The sequence below is a fragment of the Pseudomonas sp. RT6P73 genome, from assembly GCF_054897715.1.
In genome coordinates this window covers 2,396,295-2,417,294 of sequence record NZ_JBUBUV010000002.1, presented here as the reverse complement: position 1 = coordinate 2,417,294, position 21,000 = coordinate 2,396,295, and the positions used below count along the sequence as shown (strand labels likewise).

Genomic DNA, 21,000 nt, shown 5'->3' with positions numbered 1-21,000 from the left:
GCCTTACTTGGCGGCCATCAAGCGATTCACTTCACTGCGCACCATGTTCGCGAATTCCGGCGGCGACATCGCGTCGAGTTCGGAACGGACCCACTCCGCCCATTTGCCCTTGCGCTTGGCGCGCTCGCCAAACAACCGCGCGGCCTCGCCCTTGGATTTGCCCAGGTTACTTTGCCAGAGGTCGAACAGACGGGATTTCTCATCTTCAAGCGCGGCGCGCTCAGCCAGGGGTTTGTCGGCCAGATTGAAGCTCATGGGAATTACCTGCTGCGTAAAATTGGCGACATCTTACACTGTAGGAGGAAATGTCCGACTCTGGATTTTTCCTCGTCGCACAGTCAATGCGCAAACCCGCTGCAACTTTTTCAGTCGCGCAAGACTCCATTGTTCACTGCCCATTTACCTGCAAGGAGTACCCAATGGCCCGGAAAACCGCCACACAAGTCGCCAATGACCAGATCAAGGATCAGGCGTTCAGCGAACTTCAATCCCTGATCGAAGAGTCGGAAATACTGCTCAAAAGCAGCGCTTCACTGGTGGGTGAGGAAGCAGAGACCCTTCGCGGGCAAATCGCCCAGAAACTGCAGCAGGCCCGGGATTCGGTCACCAGTGTTCGCGATCGCACAAAACCTGTGGTCGACGCGACCGAGACCTACATCGGAGGTCATCCATGGCAAACCGTGGCCATTTCCGCCGGTTTCGGCCTGGTGGTCGGGTTGCTGCTGGGCCGCCGTTAAACGGAAACACATCGAACTGTAGGAGCCAGGCTTGCCGGCGAAGGCGATTTCAAATACGCCTTCGCCAGCAAGCCTGGCTCCTACAAAAAGCGTTTCAGAGCCCTGCCAGTTCTCGCAAATTCGCCAATGTCTGAGCATCCAGTTGAATGCCTTGGGCATTCGACTTGGTTCGCTGGTGGTGGCGTCGATCGCCCGGCAGGCGCTTGAGCCCTACGCCGTGCATCTGACGGACCAGTTCCTGGCTGCGTTCGGCAAAATTCTGCCCAGCTGCCTTGCTCGGGTCGATCACGATCAGCAGTTGGCCGGTCCAGGGCGTCTTGGCCCCCGGGTGGTTCGACCAATCGAACTCGAAAGAGAAATTGCCGCCGGTCAGTGCCGCCGCCAACAGTTCGACCATCATCGATAATGCTGAACCCTTGTGCCCACCAAACGGCAGCAACGCGCCCCCTTCCAGAATCGCCTTCGGGTCCTGAGTCGGCTGGCCAAGGCTGTCCACGCCCATGCCCGCCGGCAAGCGTTCACCTTTTTGTGCGGCAATCTGCACATCGCCATGGGCAATGGCGCTGGTGGCCAGGTCAAACACAATCGGTTCACCGTCAGCCCGTGGCGCAGCGAAGGCGATCGGGTTGGTGCCGAACAACGGCCGGTCGGCGCCGTGGGGCACAACACAGGTCATGCTGTTGACCACGCTTAACGCCACCAGCCCTTCATAGGCGAAAGGCTCGACATCCGGCCACAGTGCCGCGAAATGGTGGGAGTTACGGATCGCCAGCACCGCAATCCCGGCGCTGCGGGCTTTTTCCACCAGCAGCGCACGGGCCGCCGCGAGCGCGGGCTGGGCAAAACCATTGCCGGCATCGACCCGGACAAAACCCGAGGCTACGTCCTCGACCACTGGCACGGCCTGGCCGTTGACCCAGCCGCTCTTGAGCGTCGAGACATAACCTGGGATACGAAACACGCCATGGCTGTGGGCGCCATCGCGCTCAGCGCCGGCGCAGTTCAGCGCCAGGGTTTTGGCAACATCGGCGGACGTGCCATGACGCAGGAAAATTTGCTCAAGCAATAGAACGAGCGCGTCGAAATCGAGCGATGGGGTGGTCGAACTGACGGCCACTTCGGGCGTTGCGGTCATCTGAAGCTCCAGTTTTATTATTAAGTACGGGCACCAGGGAAACGTGGTTGCACGGCAACCAAAAGCAGACGTCGATTAAGCGCTGTTTTACCGGCTTCCTGTCAAGTCTCGGCTGTTCGGCTCAAGCAATATGTACCGCACCGAAGCGCTCCGCTGACCTTAGTGTTTTTCCTCAACCAATAGCCTGCGCCAGACCGCTGATCGCAGCACACGAGGAAAAACCATGACTGAACCTGTAGAGCCCTACTTTTTCGACGAGGCAGAGCGTGCGTCCAATGCCAAACAGCCCGGTGACCGCGAAAAAGCACTGAACTTCACACTCGTTGACCTGAAATGGCTGAAACACGTTTACCTGGCCACCCACGCTGCCCGTATCGCGCAAAAAACTCCGATGCACGTCTATCAACTGTTGCTGCAGGTGACGGGCAAACCGGATATTCCACTGGCCGGCGCCTTTGCCATGAGCCGACCCAACGATGGGGAGGTCACGCTCTACACACCGTGGAAAGGCTTGATCAAGTTCGCAGGCATGGCCGACCTCAAAAGCAAGCTCAAAGAATGGCTGGTGCAGTCCACCGAGAAGCAGGAGCTGTTGCGCTTTCTTTCCATCGAACAACGCAGCACTGTACCCGCCGCCACCGCACCCGACATTGCCACCAAAGACATCGAAGGCGCGGTCTTCCAGGACCAGCAACTGACCCTCGATGGCAATCAGGAACAGAACATCAAGACGATGAAGGAGGAGCTGCTCAAGACGCCAACGCTGCAATCGATGCTGGACGACACCCTCAAGAACGCGTTGCACAAATCCTTTCCCAAACTGGACCAGCGCCTCACCAAACTGAAGAGCTTCGTGAAGACTGTGTCAGCCTTCGACGGCAACGAAGACCAGCACACGATTTCCTCGATACCGCTGAGCGATGCGCTGCTGCATTTTTACCTGACCAACCAGTGGCCAACCGGCGATTCAAGAGTCTTCGCCAATCCCGAGCATAGCGTGAGCAGCGACGCTGATAACGAGGCGTGGGAAAGCGCGGTGAAGAAGATCGCACAGAGCTTTACACCGCAGTTGCAACGCCTGCTCGCCTTGTTCTGGAGCACCTCCATGAGTCTTGGCCTCTCACGCCTGGAGTTTTTCACCGAAGGCGTGCGCGACACCTTCCACACGAAGCTGCTTCACCAGCGCCAGAACGGGATTTTAACGACACAGGAATACCTGCGACTGATGAAGGTCAGCCTCCCACCCGACGCGCACGATCCGCTTCGCATCGAGAAAGTGCGTGTGTCCGCGCCCTTCAAGCAGTTTGCGGAGCTGGCCTCGACCTTGATGATCGGGGGCACCAACACCTTGGGTTTCCTGTACAGCCCCTCCAGGGGCATCGAAGCGACGAGCGATCTGCCGGCGGTGAAAAAAATCGTGCTGGAGATGATGAAAACCGAAGGGCATGAAGACACGTTGCTCAATTTTATGTCGCTGGACGAGCGCGCCACCTTTCTTGCACTGGAGCCGGTTGAGCGCCTGATTGAAGGCAAACCGGTCATCGGCCCGGTGTTCAAACATTTGATGACCGGCATCCTTGGCAAGCAGCAGGACAACCTGTCCCATGCGCTGAGCCGCTTTCGCGAAAGCGAAGGTACGATCGACCCCCATGCCTTGCTCGATAGCGCACTGGATGTCCGCGGGTTGATCGATGACCGACTGCTGACGCCCGACACTTCGGGGCGCTGGAGTCCACGAGTGGACCGCAGCAGCGGCGCGCGACCGGCGACCGTGCGCGCCGAGTCGGCCAAAGAGGAGCTGTCGCTGCTCGACTCTGTCGAGCAGGCGCTTGATCAACTCCTTGAAAAACACCCGCCCATCTCCACGGCAACCCGCTCGATCGCCGATGCGCAGCACGTCCTGGGGTCATCTTTGGCGGGCTTGCAGTCGAGTTTCACTCACACGCTGTCAACGGCATTGCGCAGCGAACTGAGACTGCGTGCCGTCACGCGCACCTTGGATGCGACGGAACAGGCCATTATCAAAACCGTGCTCGATAGCCCGATACACCTGCAGCGAGCGGCATTGAACGGTTTTCTGCCAGAAGTATTTTCCCTGGCGCTGAAGGCCGGCGACGCAACGGAACCGTTGAAACTGGCCAGTTGCTTTGTCCTGACTGAACGAGGCGGCCTGGACCCGGTGCATTCGGGAAAAGCGATTTTGTGGACGCCTGCGTTGGGGTTTGAAGCCTTCAAGACATTGAAACCGTTGCTGACTGAGCTCGGAGGACGTCTCGCAGACGTCAACCATCGCACGATGTCCTGGAGAACCTTGGCCGCAGCGAGCGATTGCCCGGCCTGACTTATACGTTGGCGCCGTTGCAGCGGGTCTATGGGCATTTTCTTGATTATCTGCAAAAACCCTATGTGCAGCTGGACCAGTCGTGCCTGACCGATGCGCTGGCGACGAAGCTCTCCGCCACGCCGCTGAGCAATCTCCTGAATCTGGTGTCGCTACGCAAGCCGATGACAGGGCTCGACCGTGCGATGGACATTGCGCGATCTCTGACGACTCAACAAAAACTGCCGGCATGGCTGGCCCAGGCGCCCGTCAAGGACCTGATCCTGCATGCCGAGCTGCTTCAGCAATACCTCAATAACGTCAAGGACGACCAGGATTACCTGACCGGCATACGGTCACTGCAACGCACGGCACACCATGAGCTTGAAAAACAGCTCATGGCCGACGACTTCAACATCAACCCGGACAACGTCCAGGTCCAGATAAGCGCCCGACCGACATCCGCAGCGCGCACTCAAACCCTGACTGACTTTGCCTTGACTCACCTCAAGGCGCTGGATCATCTCCAATTCAAACTGGTGTCTCTGGATACCACCGTGATTCCCGAGGGAATGGACGAACGCTACGTCAAAGACCTGATACGAAACCTGAAACCGGGCGAACATCAGCAGAAATTACTGAGCGAAGCCTTGGCAGACACCACGGCCAACGCGGACCGCAGAAAGCGGTTTTACACACAATTGCCCTGGCAGTTGATGCATTACGCCCACTCGGAAAAATTGCAGGAGCGCCTGAGCGACACCGGGTTTGATCTGATCCGGCAAGTCATGGACATGCCAGACGCCATCGCCCGCGCAGCCGTCGACGGTGCCCACGCGATCATCCGCCCGCTTGAGTTTTTGGGGATCAAGAGTGACCAGACAATCAAAGTGCCGGGTGTTTACCTGATCGGCTCATCGGCTGATCGCGCCGCACCCCAGGTGCTGATTGCGCCTCACAGCCCTCGGCACGGGGTGAAGGAATATGAAAACGAAGCCCAACTGCTGACCGAACTGAAGACTCGCGGACCGCTGCTCGACTGGCTACTCCTGAACCTGCCGAACCCTGATCGGATGCTGCTGGAAACCCGGATGGCGACCACCCATCACCGCGCTGCCAGAGCCACGCAGGCGAGCACCACGCTGGCCTCCAATCCGATCAAGGGCAACCTGATCAAGCATTTGCTCCATGACAACGCTGCGTTGCTGGGCCGATTGCTCGGTTGCCAGTCCGATGACAAACGAGAGGGCGAATGGGCAACCATCAAGCATGTGTTGGGCGAAGACCTGCACGCGGCCTATACGTTTTTCATGGGCAAACTCGCCTACCCGGAGACGGTGTGGCGCAGTTATCGCGATATCAAGCAATCCGCCGAAGACCTGCAAACCCATAAATGGGGCGCCGCCATAAAAGGGTTCATCAGCGGCATGGCCGAACTTTCCACGCTGCGCCAATCACTGGGGGATGAAACACTGCTGTCTTCGACTCCTGCCACACCGGAGGCCGAGACAGAGACGAAGACAGAGGCAGAGACGCAGACGAAAGCGCCCGATACCCGGCTCAAATGGAAGGACATCGACGTCACCGCCCCCGATCGCACGAAACTGAAACGCCACGAAAGCCTCAATGTCGATCTGGGTTCGCTGACATCTGACGCAACGCTTGGGCTCTACACCCATTCGACGACAAAACAACAATACGGACCGGTTGAAGGAAAGGTGTATCCGGTCATGAAGCGCGGCACACGCTGGCGTATCGGCGACACAAATACCCGTGGCCCGCTTCTGCGCCAGAACGGATCGAAACAATGGGTGCTTGATGGGCCCAAGTCGGCGCCCCGCTTCAGCCTGTTCGGACGATTGGAGACCGCAAGCGAGGTTTTTCAGGGCATGAACGTCGAAGCCACAGGAATGTCCGCCATCAGAAGACAGTTTCCGCAAAGAGCCCGTCAGATTGACGAAGCGCTGGATCTGGCAACGACCTATGCCTGGAACAGCTTTCGAAATCTGCAGCTGCTGAAGGCTTCCGGCGACACCGTCACACCCGTGCATCAACTCGTCATGGATTTCATGGGTGTGCAAGAAGTGCTGCCAGCGCATGTCGAGAAGATTGAAAAGGTCATCGGCGACGTTTTCACAGCGCTGCTGGAGCCATCACTCAGAAAGCCAAAGTCCAGCCGTTTTGCGGTAGGCAGGCTGACGGAAGACGCACAAAACACATTTGCCTTCATTGTGGCTTCAGACGCAAACCGCAGAATTCACCTCGCAGAAAGATTCTTCGATCCCAGATTCGAACATTACCGCCAACACCTCACCGACACAGCCTTCCCTATCCACACCCATGCCCGAGCGGTGACCTTGATTCATGAGTTGTCGCACATGGCCTGTAAAACCGAGGACGTTTCTTACCTCGATCCTGGCAGACCGTTTCCCCACCTGATTGGAACAGCCACTCCACTGGCAACTGAACTCAAACGCGCCTTGAGCAGTATTCAAACCACGGCACTCTCGATCCAGACTCCGTACACCCAGCTGTTCATGACCCAGGATCCTGATACCGGTGTGTGGGTGGATCCGGGCAGTACGTCTTATGAAAATACTGATCGGGTGAAGGCGCATATTCTGGCGTTGACCGGCGCCGAAAACCTCAGCGGTGCCCGCCAAACCTTTAAAAAAGATCCACTGGTCAGGCTGGCCGTGCAGTTGGGTAATGCCGACAGCGTTGCCTGGTTAGTCAGCCAACTGGGCCGAGAACTGCACGTCAGCACGCCCTGACGTCAAAAATAGTTCTCATTTGATGTTTAATTGCCATGATGGCTGTTCTCGCATGCTTCCTCACAAGGTTAGAATGTGGGAAATCAGGATGAGTCAATGACCGACAATTCTCTCTCGCAAGCCGAATATGACGCCGTCACCGATGCCGCTGCGCACTGGTGCATGCGTCTGCACGCCGTCGACTGCACCGCCGAAGAGCGGATTGCCTTCGAACAATGGCGTGAAACTCATCCGCTGCATGCGTTCGAGTACGAGGCCATGCTGGAGATCTGGGTAGTCGCGGGGGATTTGCCGCGTCCCGAAGCCGTTCCATCGGTTGCTCGCTTCAAACCTGCCACGCCCTGGCGCACGGTCGGCATCGCCGCCGCCGTTTGCGCCCTGGCGTTGCCGTTGGCGGCGTACAGCGGCTGGAGCATGGGCTGGCTACCGAATTCGTACCAGCACTTCGAAGCGAGTGACACGGTCCGTCAGGTCACCCTGAGCGATGGCAGCCAAGTGGAACTGAACCTGGGCAGCGAGCTGACGTTCAGCAACTACAAGGATCAGCGCCGGGTCACGCTGGAAAAAGGCGAAGCCTTCTTCAGCGTCAGCCATGACATGGCTCGCCCCTTTATTGTCAGGGCGGCGGACGGCAGGATTCGGGTCACCGGGACCAAATTCAACGTCTGGATGTATGAAGATCAGGTCCGCGTGAACCTGATTGAAGGGTCGGTGCTGGTCAGCAGCAACGATGATCTTCCGGGCGATGGCTTGCGTCTCGGGCCGGCGATGCAGGCGCGCTATAAACACGGCGACTTCACGCCGCAGATCAACCAGACCTACTCCAACGACAATGCCCTGGCCTGGCGCAGCGGCAAACTGGTGCTCGATGATCTGGCGCTGAACGACGCACTGCCGCTGATCAACCGTTACCTGGCCAAACCGATCATGGTCGCGGACCACAGCACTGGCACGATTCGTCTGGGTGGCATCTACAACATCAAAGAACTGAACAACCTGGTGGCTTCCCTGCCCAAAGTGCTGCCGGTCTACCTGACCCGTAACAAAGAAGGTAATCCGGTACTCAATTCGATCCCGCAACAAACCCCAAAAAGCTGAAAAGGCCGCGACCCTCAACGGGATGCGGCCTTTTTTATTGCTCGAACCACCCTCTTCTTACTGCGCAGCCACCTTCCCGGCTTTTTCATCCTGCTCACGGATCGTCTGCGCCTGGTACTGCGGATCCGCGGTGATCTGTTGCTCGGTGAACGGCAACGGGCTTAGCTGCTTCTTCGAAAACGCCAGGGTCTGGTCCCGGGAATACTTCGACGTCGGGTCGCTGGACAACGAGAACGCCAGCAGACCTTGAGCGTGCGGCCCCTTGTCATCAAAGGTCACCACCTGCAAATAGCTGGTGCCGCTGACGACCTCGAGTTTGCCATCGGTTCTCGGCACACTCTGGATGGCGTTGTATACGCCCAGCGTGCCCGACCCGCCGTGGATCGGCGTCTGTTGGCCGCCGCTGCTGACCACCTGAATGTCGCCCCAGCGGCTGTCGTCCTTGAGCCCCAGTTTTTTGACCTGTTCCACCGACGCCAGCATCGCCTCGCGAATCGCCTGGGTGACCTGCGGATTATCGAGCGCCAGGCCACGCGGCGTGTGCTCTGGATCTTTCGGGTCGAACGCCACTCGCCAGATGTCCGGGACTTGCTGCAACGGTTCCATGACATTCTGGAAGTGTACAAACCCGAGCCCGCTGTCCAGATTCGCGCTGCGATCCCACGCTTTAAGGCTTGCACACAACGGAGCGAGCGTTCCAGCATCGGTGCCCAGATCACCGGTGCAAACCTGTAGCAGGTCCGGCATCACTTGCCCGGCCTGGTACACCTGATCGTCCATCACCATCCGTTGCAAATCCGCCGCCGAGATCGGGCCGGCCTTGCTCAGCGTGCTCAACCGATCCAGGGCAAAACGCGAGCGCAGCCCCAGTGGCTGACCTTCCTGACTGATCAGGGGCGAGAAACCGGTGAGCGGTTGCGCCGGGTTGGCCATCCACGCCGAGTCGTTGGAGTGTTGTACGTAGTCCTTGCGCAAGAGTTGCGGCAACTTGTCCGCTGCATAGATACCTTTTTGCGCCGCGTTCGGGTCGATGTCCCAGGCACAGGCGCTGTTGGAACCGTCGAGCACGATCATCTGCAATCCGGCGCGCGGGTCGCTGCATTTGGCCAGTTTATCGGCACTGACGTTCGGCACCACTGACAGGTTCATGTACAGCGTCTGCCCCTGATTATCCACCGCCAGGGTGTTGACCCACGGGATGCCCTGAAGCTTGTGCACCGAGGCCTGCAAATCCGTGAGGCTGGTAGCCTGATTCATCGCGTACCACTGCTGCAACACCCGGTCGTTTTCCAGGTTGGCATCGCGCAGGCTGTAGGCGTATTGCTTGTCCCAGTCGAGTTTGCCGGGCCACTGCACGATCGGGCCGAATTGCGAGCTGTAGACCACATGGGACACCGCCCGGGTCTGGCCATCGGGTTGTTTCACATTCACCGTCACGGTCTGCTTGTCCATCGGCAGCGACTTGCCGTCGAGCAGATAGCGGGTCGGATCCTTGGGATCAAGTTGCAGGCGATACAGGGTAAAGTGCTTGGACGTGTCCACGGTATGGGTCCACGCCAGGTGCTGGTTGAAACCGATGTTGATCATCGGCAGCCCCGGCAGCGCCGCGCCCATCACGTCCAGCTTGCCGGGAATGGTCAGGTGCATCTGATAGAAGCGCATCCCGCCAATCCACGGAAAATGCGGGTTGGCCAGCAACATCCCGCGGCCATTGAACGAACGTTCGCTGCCAACCGCCACCGCATTGCTGCCGCGATCCAGGGCAAAGCGCTGCATGCGCGAGTCCGCCACCTGGAATGGCGACGCATCACCCACTTGGGCGACGGCTTGTGGTGGAGTGGCGCCGGCCAGCGCTTCGGCGAACTGCCCTACTCCGCCTTCGACCAACAGACGGCGGGTCAGCTTGACCAGGTCCTGCGAGGTGATGTCCCGTACCCATTCGCCTTGGCACTGCTGCGGCAAACCCTGTGCGCGACGTTCGGTCAGCGAGCGGTTGTACCCCGCGACATAACCTTCGACCAGATCACGCACTTGCGGGGTTTGCGCCTTCCAGAATCCGGCGACGGCTTCAGGGGTATTGAGCCAGGTGAAGAACAGGTCGCTGACCACGTTCTCGCGTTCTTCGACCGTCATCTGATCCGGGCCGAAATAGCGCGAACGCTCGCCATTGACGGTGACAATCTCATTGGCCAGCAAGCACTGGTTGTCCTGAGCGTAGGCGTAACCGATGCCATAACCGAGCCCGCGCTCGTCTGCGGCACGAATATGCGGCACACCGAAACTGGTGCGGCGAATGTCGGCGCTCGCCTGCTCGGGCGTACTGCGCGCGTTTGCCGCAAGACTCAGCCCCACCAACATGCCCGCAAGGCTCAACCTGGTTAATTGCCTGGAAATAATCACGCTCGCTCCTGATCGAAAAGACAAACACCCTGCGTCAAACACGCACCGCGCCATCCTTAGGAACGAAACCCACGACAAAAATTTAGGCCCTGAAAGGCGCTTTATCCGCCCATCTCACAGGCTGCTGACGTGACGGTGACGAATTTTCTACATTCGAGCCTTCATGATTTGTCGTGCTCGTACGTCTTATTGAATGAGAGCACCCATCACATTTCCTGGCCGGCTCGGAAAAGGAGTTTTTGCATGTACAACTCGCAACTGCCAACGGACGGTGGTAACGCGCCAAAGGGCTCAGCCATGGGCTCCGGTGTCTTCAGTCAACGGGGCGAGCGCAATGGCAACGAGCGGATCAGATTGCTGCTCAAAAGCTTTGGCCTGCGAACCAGCCTGATTCGCCTCAAAGTCATCGACGCCTTGCTGGTCGCCGCCGAAAGCGAGCGCAGCCTGGGCGTGCGCGGGGTGCACAGCCATTTGCTGGACCTGGATATTCCGCTGTCCTTTCTCAGTGTGCGAGAAGTGTTGAAACGCTTGTGCAGCGAAGGCGTGATCACGCTCAATGCGGACAAAAGCTACAGCCTGCATCCAGACGCTGTAGCCCTGCTTAATCGCGACTGATCAGCTCAAAGGTGCGTCGTTCAAGGCTTGACCTTGCGACGCATCACGCCATTGATCACCACCACGACCACCGCCACGCCGATGGCGATGTACTGAAACAGCTTCTCGCTGATGGCGCCGGTGTTTTGCAGATACGAAAGGCCGAACATGATCCCCAGCACCACCAGGGAGATCAGAATCGAGTATTTCAAACGTTGCGACTGAGTCATTGCGAGTTCCTGAACCTGAAAGATGTATCCGGTTTGTATCCGAAAGCATGCCAAGCCCCTACCTTTGTGCGGGAATGGGACGCTGCAAACGGGGTCTCATGTTACAGCCGATGAAGAGATTTGGCTTTATTGCGGCGATAACCATGAGGATTTTCAAATGTTCCGTCGAATCACACTGCTGATTCCCCTGCTCGCTCTGCTGACCCTGAGCGGCTGCATCGTTTTCCCCCACGGCGGCTGGCACGGCGACCACCATTACGATCGCGGTGGACCGGGTTATTACCAGCATCGATAACGGTTGCTCAGGTCATGGAGCGTAATTAATTGAACATCCACTCGTAAGAAAAGAAACACATCCAATCACTGAAGAACAAATGCCCGCCTTGTCGCGGGCATTTTCGTACATGCAATTTCACTTCTGTTCTTCTGCCCGCCCTGCATCGAAACCTGGCGAAAACTATTGAAGCTTTCAGTCTTAATAGTCTGTTTGAGGTATTCATACTCGTTTGATTATCGTGGCGCATCGCAATAAGACCCGTTATTTAACTTCAGGAAGAAGAACAGGGATGCCATGCACAAACCTCTAATAAACATCAGCCCCTTTCATGTGTTCGGCTTCTGCCTGGCAATTACTCTGTTTGAACTTCTGACTTACATGGCCAGCGACATGATCATGCCCGGCATGTTGACCGTCACTGATGAACTGAATGCCAGTGCGCGTCATGTCCCCTACGCCTTCAATCTCTATCTGGCGGGCGGCATTCTCCTGCAATGGCTGATTGGCCCGCTGTCGGACCACTTCGGTCGCCGGCCGATGTTGCTCGGCGGTTGTGCGGTATTCGCCCTGGCCTGTGCCGCAGCGTTCAGCGTGAACAGCATCTATGGGTTCAACGGCTTGCGACTGATTCAGGGCATGGGGCTGGGATTTGTCATCGCGGTCAGTTACCCGGCGTTGCAAGAAGTGTTCTGCGAAGCCGACGCGGTAAAAATCATGGCGTTGCTGGGTAACGTTGCGCTGCTCTCTCCGCTCCTGGGGCCGTTGCTCGGCAGTCTGCTGCTGGAATGGCTCTCCTGGCGGCAGCTGTTTTTACTGCTGGGTGTCGGTGGTCTGCTGGTCTGGCTCGGGCTTTATGTGTTCATGCCCGAAACCGTGGGCACCCTGCGCCATGACGGTCAGCGACTGACGCCCGTGCCGTTCGAATGGCGCGGCACCGTGCGCCGTTATGCCGCGTTGCTCGGCAACCCGCGATTCCTCAGCGCCTCTGTTGCGCTGGGGCTCATGAGCCTGCCCCTGATTGCCTGGATCGGACTGGCGCCACTCCTGCTGATCCACAATCAAGGACTTTCACCTCTGCACTACGGCCTGTGGCAGATCCCGGTGTTTGCGGCGGTCATTCTCGGCAATCTGATACTCAACCGACTCATTACCAACACTGATCTGCCGCAATTGATTCGATACGCGCTGTGGCCATTTTGCGGCGGGCTCATTGCCTTGCTTGTCATCGGTTTCTTCGGCGCGTCGACACCCGTGCTGATCAGCGTCCTGGCGCTTTACGCCGTCGGGCTTGGCATGAGCAATGCCGCTCTGTACCGGCTCGCGCTGTTTTCAAGCGACGACAGCAAAGGGCTGGTCTCGGCCATGATCGGCATGATTTCAATCGCCGTCATGGGCGGCGGTGGCTCGCTGATCGCGGCGGCCGGCGCCGGTGACAGTCACGAATCCTTCGCCCTGATGGCGGGTATCGCAGGGCTCATGTGCCTGCTGCCCTTGCGCCTGTTTTTGCGACGTTCCCACCTCCCGCTTGCCGCCTGACCCACCCGATAGGTCCTTTGATGATCCATTTACCCCACACCGATGCGCTTTGCGCGTTAACGCAACCCTATTGCCTGGAATCCGTGCCTGAAGGCCTGTTCGACCGGGCCATGGGGGAAATCAGCCTGTTCCACTGTCACCACACGCCTGGCTATGAGCGCTGGCTCAACTCCAATGGCCTCGATGCACAGGACCTGGAGACGCTGGATGACTGGTCAAGACTGCCGCCGATTTTCGCCCACTATTTCAAACGTCACTTGTTGTACGGCCCCATGGGCGAAGGCGCGCTGGAACTGACGTCGTCCGGCACCAGCGGCCAGAAAAGTCGCCTGCGCTACGACCAACGCAGCATGGCCGCGGCCCAAGGCATGGTGAGCCACATTTTTCGCCATTACGGCTGGGACACGCCGCACAGTCCCTGCAATTACTTGCTCCTGAGCTATGAACCCAAGGCTGCGATCACGTTGGGCACTGCCTACACCGACCAGTTTCTGTGCAGTTATGCGCCGGTCAACCGTATCGCCTACGGGTTACGCCTGACCGGCAAGGGTCATGAGTTTGATCTGTTTGGGGTAATCCGCGCCTTGCAGGCGTTTGCCGAAGAAGGTTTGCCCGTGCGTATTCTCGGCTTCCCGGCCTTCCTGTCTCTCGCGTTGCAGCACATGCAAGACACTGGCGTAGCGGATTTGAAGTTACCGGCCGGGTCACTGGTGTTTCTCGGTGGCGGCTGGAAAACCCAGGCGGCGCAGGAGATTCCTTTGGCGCAATTGTATGAACGGATCAACCGCCAACTGGGTATCGACCTGTCCCGCTGCCGCGACGGCTACGGCGCTGTCGAGCATGCCGTGCCCTACATCCAGTGTGCTCACCAGCATTTTCATGTGCCGGTTTACTCGAAGGTCTTCGTGCGCAATCCATCCGATTTCAGCGTCCAGCCCTACGGCCGGCGCGGCTTGCTGGAGTTCGTGTCGCCTTACATTTCGTCCAGCCCCGCACACGCCGTGGTCATGGGGGATCTGGCGACATTGCACTCCGGTGCGAGCTGCGGGTGCGGCTTGAAGACGGACTGGTTTGAATTGCATGGACGCGCTGGCACGTCCGCCAGCCGAAGCTGCGCAATGGCCGCGTCTGAACTGATTGGAGGGGCCTGACATGTACCTGATCAATGGCGAACTGCGTGACGATATCACCCTCGAAGCAGCGCTCGAGGCGCTGCACCCACAACTGCCACGGCTGCTGAGTGCGCCGATCGACAGCGACACCGTGATCGACGCAGCGGCCCGGTTCACCCTGCAATTGCAGGCTGGCAGGCTGGATGTGCCCCTCGACAACGATCAACGACTGGGGCTTGTCGACTTCTGCCAGCGCAGCAACCTTGCCGCCAAGCTTGAGCGAGAGCTGGGTGTGCAACCGCGCTCGCTGCGACGTATCGATTACCGGCAAGCGTGTTTTGAAAGCTGGCACCCGCTGGGACTGGTGGTGCATATCACGCCAGGCAATGCGCCGATGCTGGCGTTCTGCGCGGTCCTGGAAAGCCTGTTGGCCGGCAATATCAACTGGCTGCGCCCCAGCTCCAGCGATGAAGGAGTGACCGCCCGCTTGCTCGCGGCGCTGGTGCACTGCGACACCAGCGGCAAGCTGGCTGATTTCATTGCGGTGCTGCCGGTCGACACTGCTCAAATCGCACAACTCTGCGCCCACGCCGATGGCGTCGCCGCCTGGGGAGGTGAAAAGGCCCTCAAGGCGATTCGTCAGCAGATTCCGGCCGGGTGTCGCTGGATCGATTGGGGCCACAGGATCAGTTTCGCCTACCTGTCGCCCGACGCTGCGAGTCCATCGACGCTTGACGCGTTGGTGGATGAGGTGTGCAGTCTCGATCAGCAAGCGTGTTCCAGCCCGCAATGGCTGTTGGTGGACAGCAGCGATCCGGCGGTTTTGCTGGACGTGGGTCAACGTCTGGCTGAAGCCTTCGCACGCCGTGCCTCGCAGTGGCCGGCTCTGGTTCCGACAGATCAGGAGGCCTCGGAGATCATCACCCGCACTGCCATGGCGAAACTGGAACATTGCTTTGCGAACCAGACCGGTCAGGTCTGGGCCGGCCCCGGATGGCGAGTCATCTGGGATCACCACCAAACGCTTGCACCCTCGCCGCTGTTTCGTACGCTGCTGCTCAAACCCGTGCCGCAACACTTGATCGCCGAGACGCTATTGCCTTGGCGCAAGGTCCTGCAAAGCTGCGCGTTGATGTGCGCTCCGGCAGAGACGCCTGGGCTGGTTCGGACGCTGGTCAATGCCGGTGTCACGCGTATCGCGCCGTGCGGGTTGATTCATGACGGCTACCCCGGCGAACCCCATGACGGCGTCTACGCGCTGTCACGCTTCAGTCGCCGCCTCTCGGTGAGCCTGGCGCCGGAGGCTGTGCGCGGACGGGCAACGCTCGATGCGCTCCCCGCCGCGCCCGATACACGTCCTGAACCGATCATGGATAAAAACGCGTTCATGACCCAGCCGATCAACGCCACGGCACAGCTGTATTTCCGCTCCGGGGGAAGCAGCGGCACACCGGCCCTGGCCGGGTTCAGCTACCACGACTTTCAACGGCAGATGCGCGCGGCAGCTGACGGCCTGTTCGCCGCCGGCCTCGACCCGTCAACGGACCGGGTGATGAACCTGTTTTACGGCGGCAGCCTGTATGGAGGCCTCTCCAGCTTCACCAAGGTGCTGGAACAGATGGGCGTCACGCACTTCCCCATGGGTGCGCCGCAGCATGATGATTTCAGCGAAATTGCCCAGCTGATTGTGGACCACCGAATTACCGCGTTGATCGGCATGCCAAGTACGTTGCATCGCCTGTTTTTCAACGAGCAAAGCCTGCTCCGCGCGTACGCCGGCATTGGCAAAGTGTTCCTCGGCGGTGAGCACCCGGGTCAGGCCAGCCTGCGTCTGATGGAAAGCTGCGGGGTCACGACGATCTGCTCGGCGATCTATGGCTCGGTCGACGCCGGCCCGCTGGGGCATGCCTGTACGGCAACAAAGGACGGCGTCTTTCATTTGATGTGCGATACCCAGCATCTGGAAATCGTCCATCTCGAACACGATGTGCCGGTGCAAGCCAATGAGATCGGCAGGCTGCTGTTCACCTCCCGGGCCCGGCAAGGCCAGGCCGTGCGCCGGTATGAGGTTGGCGACACGGGGCGCTGGATACCCGGAGATTGCCCGTGCGGTCTCGACACTCCGCGATTCGAGTTGCTACAGCGCCACGGCAAGTTGATACGGATGGGCACGGAATTCATTTCACCGTTGGCGCTGCAGGATAGCGTCGGCATGCCTGTTCAACTGGTCCTGGACCACGCCCACGACGGCAGGGAACGGCTGAAGGTTTTAGCGAACCTGGAGTCCGAAAAGGTTTATGAAAAGTTATTGACCCACGAAGCACTGGCCAATGCCGTAAACGCTGCGCTTTTAACAGTTGAAGTTCACCAGTGTGCTGAATCCGGGTTCACCAGAAATAAATACAGCGGAAAAACACCTCTGGTGATCGACAACAGAAAATAAACAGATCGTTTGCCTTTCAACCGTTAACACGCCTGATAAAAAAGAGAGCCCCGTGAACACAACTTATTCGCTTGAACAACTCGTGCCTTACATAAGGCAACATTCAAACTTCTACCGCACCCACCTGAGCCACTTACCGGATGACGCCATTACTTTAAAAGACTTGCCGCTGACCAACGTGGCCGACTATTGGGCTGACAGTAACGACCTGAATCATTGGCCTGTGCTGACCGGCAATGTCGATGACGCGCTGGTGTTTAAAACCGGCGGATCGACCAGCCACGGCAAACTCACGGTTTACTCGACCAGCGAGTGGCAAGCCTTGGTCAGTACCTTTGGAGACAGTGTCTCCTCTCAACTGGAGAACGGCGACAGGGTCGCCAATCTGTTCTTTTCCGGCGATCTTTACGCCAGCTTTCTGTTCATCCACGACTCGTTGGCGCACGTCAAACGCTCCATCTGTGAGTTTCCGTTTACCGGCGAAGTCAGCATGGACGTCCTGGCCGATGCGCTTGATCAGCACCGGATCAACGTGCTGGTCGGCGTACCGGCGCAGTTACTGCGCTTTGCGGCGTACCTGACCCAGCATCGGCGGGTGCTGTGTGGGGTTGATACGTTGCTGTACGGCGGCGAAAGCCTGTTCGGTCCGCAATTGGCAATTCTCACCCAGGTTTTTCCAAACGTGCGCATCGCCTCAATCGGCTACGCCAGCGTCGATGCGGGCCTGATCGGGGCCACCAGCCGCGACTGCGCTCTGGGCGAGCATCGGGTGTTTGAACCGCAGGCCTTGCTGGAGATCGTCGATGAGCTCACTGGTGAAGTCATCGACGAATGCGATCGCACCGGATTGCTGGTGGTGACCAACCTGACACGCCGGCTCATGCCAGTGCTGCGTTTTCCGGTGGGCGACCGCGCCTGCTGGCGTGAGCCCGGAACGACCCCGATGCGCAAATTCGCCCTCCAGGGACGTAGTGCCCAGAGTCAGCGGGTTCGGGTGGGGTCGATGTCGTTGTTGATCGACGAAATACAGCAGATCGTCCAGCGCGTTGCTGACACCGACCAATGGCAATTGCGCATCGAACATGACGGCTACAAGGACATCGTGAGTGTGAAATGGGTGCCTGACGCTCAAACCGTGGCCACCGCTGCGATGTGCCAGACGCTGTATGAAGCGCTTGTGGCCCACGACTTCGCGCTCGAGCATCTGAATCGTGAAGGGCTGCTGGAGTTGCGAGTGCTGTCCTGCAACGTCACCGAACTGAAGCTTCACCCTCGTTCGGGCAAGCAGATGCGGGTCCTGGACTTGCGCACCTATGACGCGCCATCGCCGGAGACTGCGTGATGCCTCATCTGATTTTTCGACGCTATCGCCCTTCCGACGCCCGCGCCGTGAGTCAGTTGTTTCGCGAGGTCTATGGCGATCATTACGTTCAACCGGATGTTTACCTGCCGAACATGATCAGCCAGCACATTGCCGACGGACGCTGGAAATCGATGCTGGCGGTGGACGACGTACGGGTTCTCGGGCATGCCGCGTTGTGCCATGAAGTGTCCCCGCAGACCACGGAACTGGCCCTCAGCGTGGTGCATCCTGCCGCGCAGGGGCACAGTATCGCGACACGTCTGGGCCGGGAGCTACTGTTGCAGGCAGGGCCGCTGGGTTTCAACAGCGTCTTGATCAAACAAGTGACCCACCATCCCTACACGCAACGCATGGCCGCAAACATTGGCTTCCACAGCACGGGCGTGCTTCCCGACTACGTTCCTTCGCCGTTCGCCGAACCGCACCCGGAAACCATCGTGATCGGTTGCTACCTGGTCGAAGGGCACGCGCGGCCGCTTCCCGACATTCCCTGGCCCGAGCGCTACCGGGGGTTTATGCAGCACCTGTGTTCGCTGTTCGGAACTCACCCGCAAACCACAACACCCCCTTCGCTGCCCTTGCAGATCACGCAACACCATCAGCGCTTCGACATGGTCATTCACCGCTTGAGCAAACGCCTGCTCGAACAGATCCGGCAATTACCCGGTCACTGGATGATCTCGACCCAACTGGCGTTGTCGCAGCACTTTGCCGAGGACCTGCGCAGCTTTACGCGGCTTGGTTTCACCTTCACCGGGTTGATGCCCGCGCCCGGCAGTGATGGATGGTTCGCCCTGTTTCATCGAGGGGCACAACCTCGGCCCCTCAACCTGCATTGCCCCTACATGCAACAGTTGTACGACGGCTTGCAGCGCAACACCGAAACACTGGGCAGCGCTCGCTCAGCCGCTTGAGTCTTTTCTGTGAAAGTCATTGCCCGGATGCGCGCACAACTCCACCAGCCAGTCGACAAACACCCTCACCCGCCTGGACAACTGGCGGTGTGGGGGATAGAGCGCCGCCAACGGCATTCCCGGTGGTGGGATCGCTTTCAATACTTCGCACAAACGCCCTTCATTCAGCTGGCGGGCGACGTGGTAATAAGGTGTCTGGATCAATCCGTAGCCTGCCTCACAAGCGGCCAGGTAACCGTCGGCACTGTTGACCGACACGTGCTTGGGCAGGTCGATCAGCTGGAGCTGGCCGTCGACCATGAACTCCATCCCATAACGCTTGCCGGTGGTGCTGGAGAAATACTCGACCATCAGATGGCCCTCAAGGTCAGCCAGATGTTGAGGCGAGCCGTGGCGTTGCAGGTACTCCGGGCTGGCGCAGGTCACCTGGTCCAGCATGACCAGTGGCCGCGCCACCAGTGAATCATCCAGCGCCGAACCGCCGCGCAGCACACAATCGACGCCCTCACGGATCAGGTCGACAGGTCGGTCATTCAACCCGATTTCCAGTTCGATCAATGGATAACGACGGGTGAATTGCGGCAATGCCGGTATCACGATCAGGCGCCCGATCCCGGATGGCATGTCCACGCGCAGCAATCCTTTGGGATTGTGGTGGGCGGCGGAAAACACCGCTTCGGTTTCCTCCAGGTCGGCCAGCAATCGCACGCACCGGGGGTAATAGGCGGCACCGTCGAGGGTCAGGCTGATTTGCCGGGTGGTCCGTTGCAGCAGTTGCACGCCAAGATGCGCCTCAAGCTGCTTGATCAGAATGGTCACCGAAGCGCGTGGTAATTGCAGGCTGTCCGCCGCTTTGGCGAAGCCGCCCAGCTCGACGATTCGGGTGAACACGCGCATGGCGTTAAAACGGTCCATTGTCAGGTGATCCGGGTGATTATTTAGAAATTACAAACAGTGATAGCAGTTTTAGCCGGTTTATCTTGTTTCTGTCGAGGTCAACACTTGGGGCTTACACCACAGGGAGTTGATTTCATGCAAACACGTCAATTGGGCAAAAACGGCCCGCAGGTTTCTGCCATCGGTCTGGGCTGCATGGGCATGACCGATTTCTATACGACCGGTGTCGATACCCGCGAAGCCACCGCTACCCTGCATCGGGCGCTGGAACTGGGGATCAACCTGCTCGACACCGCTGACATGTACGGCCCGCACACCAACGAAGAGCTGATTGGCAAGGCCATTGTCGGTAAGCGCGAGCAGGTGTTCCTGGCCAGCAAGTTCGGCATCGTCCGCGATCCGTCCAACCCCGACGCACGGGGTGTCAACGGTCGACCGGACTACATTCGCAAGTCGATCGACGGCACGCTTAAACGCCTGGGCGTGGAAACCCTGGATTTGTATTACCAGCACCGGATCGATCCGCAGGTGGCCATCGAAGAAACCGTCGGCGCCATGGCCGAGTTGGTGACAGCCGGCAAGGTGCGTTATCTGGGGTTGAGTGAGGCGTCTGTGGCTACCCTGGAACGGGCGCACAAGGTTCATCCGATCAGCGCCCTGCAAAGTGAGTATTCGCTGTGGAGTCGTGATCAGGAAGAGAACGGTTGCCTGGCCGCGTGTCAGCGCCTGGGCGTTGCTTTCGTCCCTTACAGCCCGTTGGGTCGCGGCTTTCTGACGGGCGCACTGACGAGCCCGGATGATTTCGCCGCCGACGATTACCGTCGCTTCAGTCCGCGCTTTCAAGGGGAAAACTTTGCGAAAAACCTGTTGCTGGTGCAACAAGTGCAGGCCATGGCAGCCGACAAAGGTGTGACGGCTGGCCAATTGGCGTTGGCCTGGGTGTTGGCGCAGGGTGACTACCTGATCCCGATTCCAGGGACTAAACAGCGTAAATACCTTGAAGAGAATGTCGCCGCACTGGAGGTGAAGCTCAGCCGCGACGAATTGCACGCACTGGAAGCGATCTTCCCGGCCAATGCCACTGCAGGCTTGCGCTATCCAGAGGAAGTCATGAAGTTGCTTGACCGGTAACCGACGCCTGGCCCACCCGGCATGAGTGGGCCAGCACTA

At 58.9% G+C, this 21,000-nt stretch carries 15 protein-coding genes and 1 pseudogene; 11 read left to right on the top strand and 5 right to left on the bottom strand.

Going from position 1 to position 21,000, the window contains the following annotated elements; genetic code table 11:
* Positions 1-3: 3 nt before the first annotated feature.
* Positions 4-255 carry a hypothetical protein gene (locus tag ACYZT6_RS11835; protein ID WP_462027033.1) on the bottom strand — a complete coding sequence of 84 codons (252 nt, stop codon included), beginning with the start codon at positions 253-255 and terminating at the stop codon, positions 4-6.
* Between the two features lie 164 nt (positions 256-419).
* Between ACYZT6_RS11835 and ACYZT6_RS11830 the strand changes: the two genes are divergently transcribed.
* Positions 420-737 carry an ElaB/YgaM/YqjD family protein gene (locus ACYZT6_RS11830; RefSeq protein ID WP_462027032.1) on the top strand — a complete coding sequence of 106 codons (318 nt, stop codon included), beginning with the start codon at positions 420-422 and terminating at the stop codon, positions 735-737.
* A 94-nt stretch (positions 738-831) separates the two neighbouring features.
* Here the strand turns inward: ACYZT6_RS11830 and ACYZT6_RS11825 are convergent, their stop codons facing one another.
* Positions 832-1,872, bottom strand: a complete 1,041-nt coding sequence (locus ACYZT6_RS11825; RefSeq protein WP_462027031.1) for an Ldh family oxidoreductase — start codon at positions 1,870-1,872, stop codon at positions 832-834.
* Positions 1,873-2,095: 223 nt separating this feature from the next.
* Here ACYZT6_RS11825 and ACYZT6_RS11820 point away from each other — a divergent pair.
* Positions 2,096-6,966: pseudogene (locus ACYZT6_RS11820) on the top strand (dermonecrotic toxin domain-containing protein).
* A gap of 96 nt (positions 6,967-7,062) precedes the next feature.
* Positions 7,063-8,064, top strand: coding sequence for a FecR family protein (locus tag ACYZT6_RS11815; RefSeq protein ID WP_462027030.1), 1,002 nt, complete (start codon positions 7,063-7,065; stop codon positions 8,062-8,064).
* 57 nt (positions 8,065-8,121) lie between these two features.
* Here the strand turns inward: ACYZT6_RS11815 and pvdQ are convergent, their stop codons facing one another.
* Positions 8,122-10,464, bottom strand: a complete 2,343-nt coding sequence (gene pvdQ / locus ACYZT6_RS11810; protein WP_462027029.1) for a bifunctional acylase PvdQ — start codon at positions 10,462-10,464, stop codon at positions 8,122-8,124.
* Positions 10,465-10,707: 243 nt separating this feature from the next.
* Here pvdQ and ACYZT6_RS11805 point away from each other — a divergent pair, with 243 nt between their 5' ends.
* Complete coding sequence (locus ACYZT6_RS11805; protein ID WP_462027028.1) at positions 10,708-11,079, top strand: fe2+ zn2+ uptake regulation protein; 372 nt, start codon at positions 10,708-10,710, stop codon at positions 11,077-11,079.
* Positions 11,080-11,099: 20 nt separating this feature from the next.
* On the opposite strand, the gene ACYZT6_RS11800 is transcribed toward ACYZT6_RS11805, so the two are convergent.
* On the bottom strand, positions 11,100-11,288 hold the full coding sequence (locus ACYZT6_RS11800; protein ID WP_462027027.1) for a hypothetical protein: 189 nt from the start codon (positions 11,286-11,288) through the stop codon (positions 11,100-11,102).
* A 157-nt stretch (positions 11,289-11,445) separates the two neighbouring features.
* On the opposite strand from ACYZT6_RS11800, the gene ACYZT6_RS11795 reads away from it, so the two are divergent.
* From ACYZT6_RS11795 to ACYZT6_RS11770, 6 genes are all read left to right on the top strand, one after another.
* On the top strand, positions 11,446-11,583 hold the full coding sequence (locus ACYZT6_RS11795) for a hypothetical protein (RefSeq protein WP_165557409.1): 138 nt from the start codon (positions 11,446-11,448) through the stop codon (positions 11,581-11,583).
* A 276-nt stretch (positions 11,584-11,859) separates the two neighbouring features.
* Positions 11,860-13,101, top strand: coding sequence for an MFS transporter (locus tag ACYZT6_RS11790; RefSeq protein WP_462027026.1), 1,242 nt, complete (start codon positions 11,860-11,862; stop codon positions 13,099-13,101).
* 20 nt (positions 13,102-13,121) lie between these two features.
* Complete coding sequence (locus ACYZT6_RS11785) at positions 13,122-14,252, top strand: LuxE/PaaK family acyltransferase (RefSeq protein ID WP_462027025.1); 1,131 nt, start codon at positions 13,122-13,124, stop codon at positions 14,250-14,252.
* Position 14,253: 1 nt separating this feature from the next.
* Positions 14,254-16,656 (top strand): aldehyde dehydrogenase family protein, encoded by a 2,403-nt coding sequence (locus ACYZT6_RS11780; protein ID WP_462027024.1) that lies wholly within the window; start codon positions 14,254-14,256, stop codon positions 16,654-16,656.
* 52 nt (positions 16,657-16,708) lie between these two features.
* A complete protein-coding gene (locus tag ACYZT6_RS11775; protein ID WP_462027023.1) occupies positions 16,709-17,998 on the top strand; it encodes a phenylacetate--CoA ligase family protein in 1,290 nt (429 codons plus the stop codon).
* Positions 17,998-18,933 carry a GNAT family N-acetyltransferase gene (locus ACYZT6_RS11770; RefSeq protein WP_462027022.1) on the top strand — a complete coding sequence of 312 codons (936 nt, stop codon included), beginning with the start codon at positions 17,998-18,000 and terminating at the stop codon, positions 18,931-18,933. The genes ACYZT6_RS11775 and ACYZT6_RS11770 overlap by 1 nt, the downstream gene beginning before the upstream one ends.
* Here ACYZT6_RS11770 and ACYZT6_RS11765 read toward each other — a convergent pair.
* The gene (locus tag ACYZT6_RS11765; protein ID WP_462027021.1) at positions 18,922-19,848 is read right to left on the bottom strand and encodes a LysR family transcriptional regulator; all 927 of its coding nucleotides are present in this window, start codon (positions 19,846-19,848) and stop codon (positions 18,922-18,924) included. The genes ACYZT6_RS11770 and ACYZT6_RS11765 overlap by 12 nt on opposite strands.
* 117 nt (positions 19,849-19,965) lie before the next feature.
* Here ACYZT6_RS11765 and ACYZT6_RS11760 point away from each other — a divergent pair, with 117 nt between their 5' ends.
* The gene (locus ACYZT6_RS11760) at positions 19,966-20,961 is read left to right on the top strand and encodes an aldo/keto reductase (protein ID WP_462027020.1); all 996 of its coding nucleotides are present in this window, start codon (positions 19,966-19,968) and stop codon (positions 20,959-20,961) included.
* The last annotated feature ends 39 nt before the right edge of the window (positions 20,962-21,000 follow it).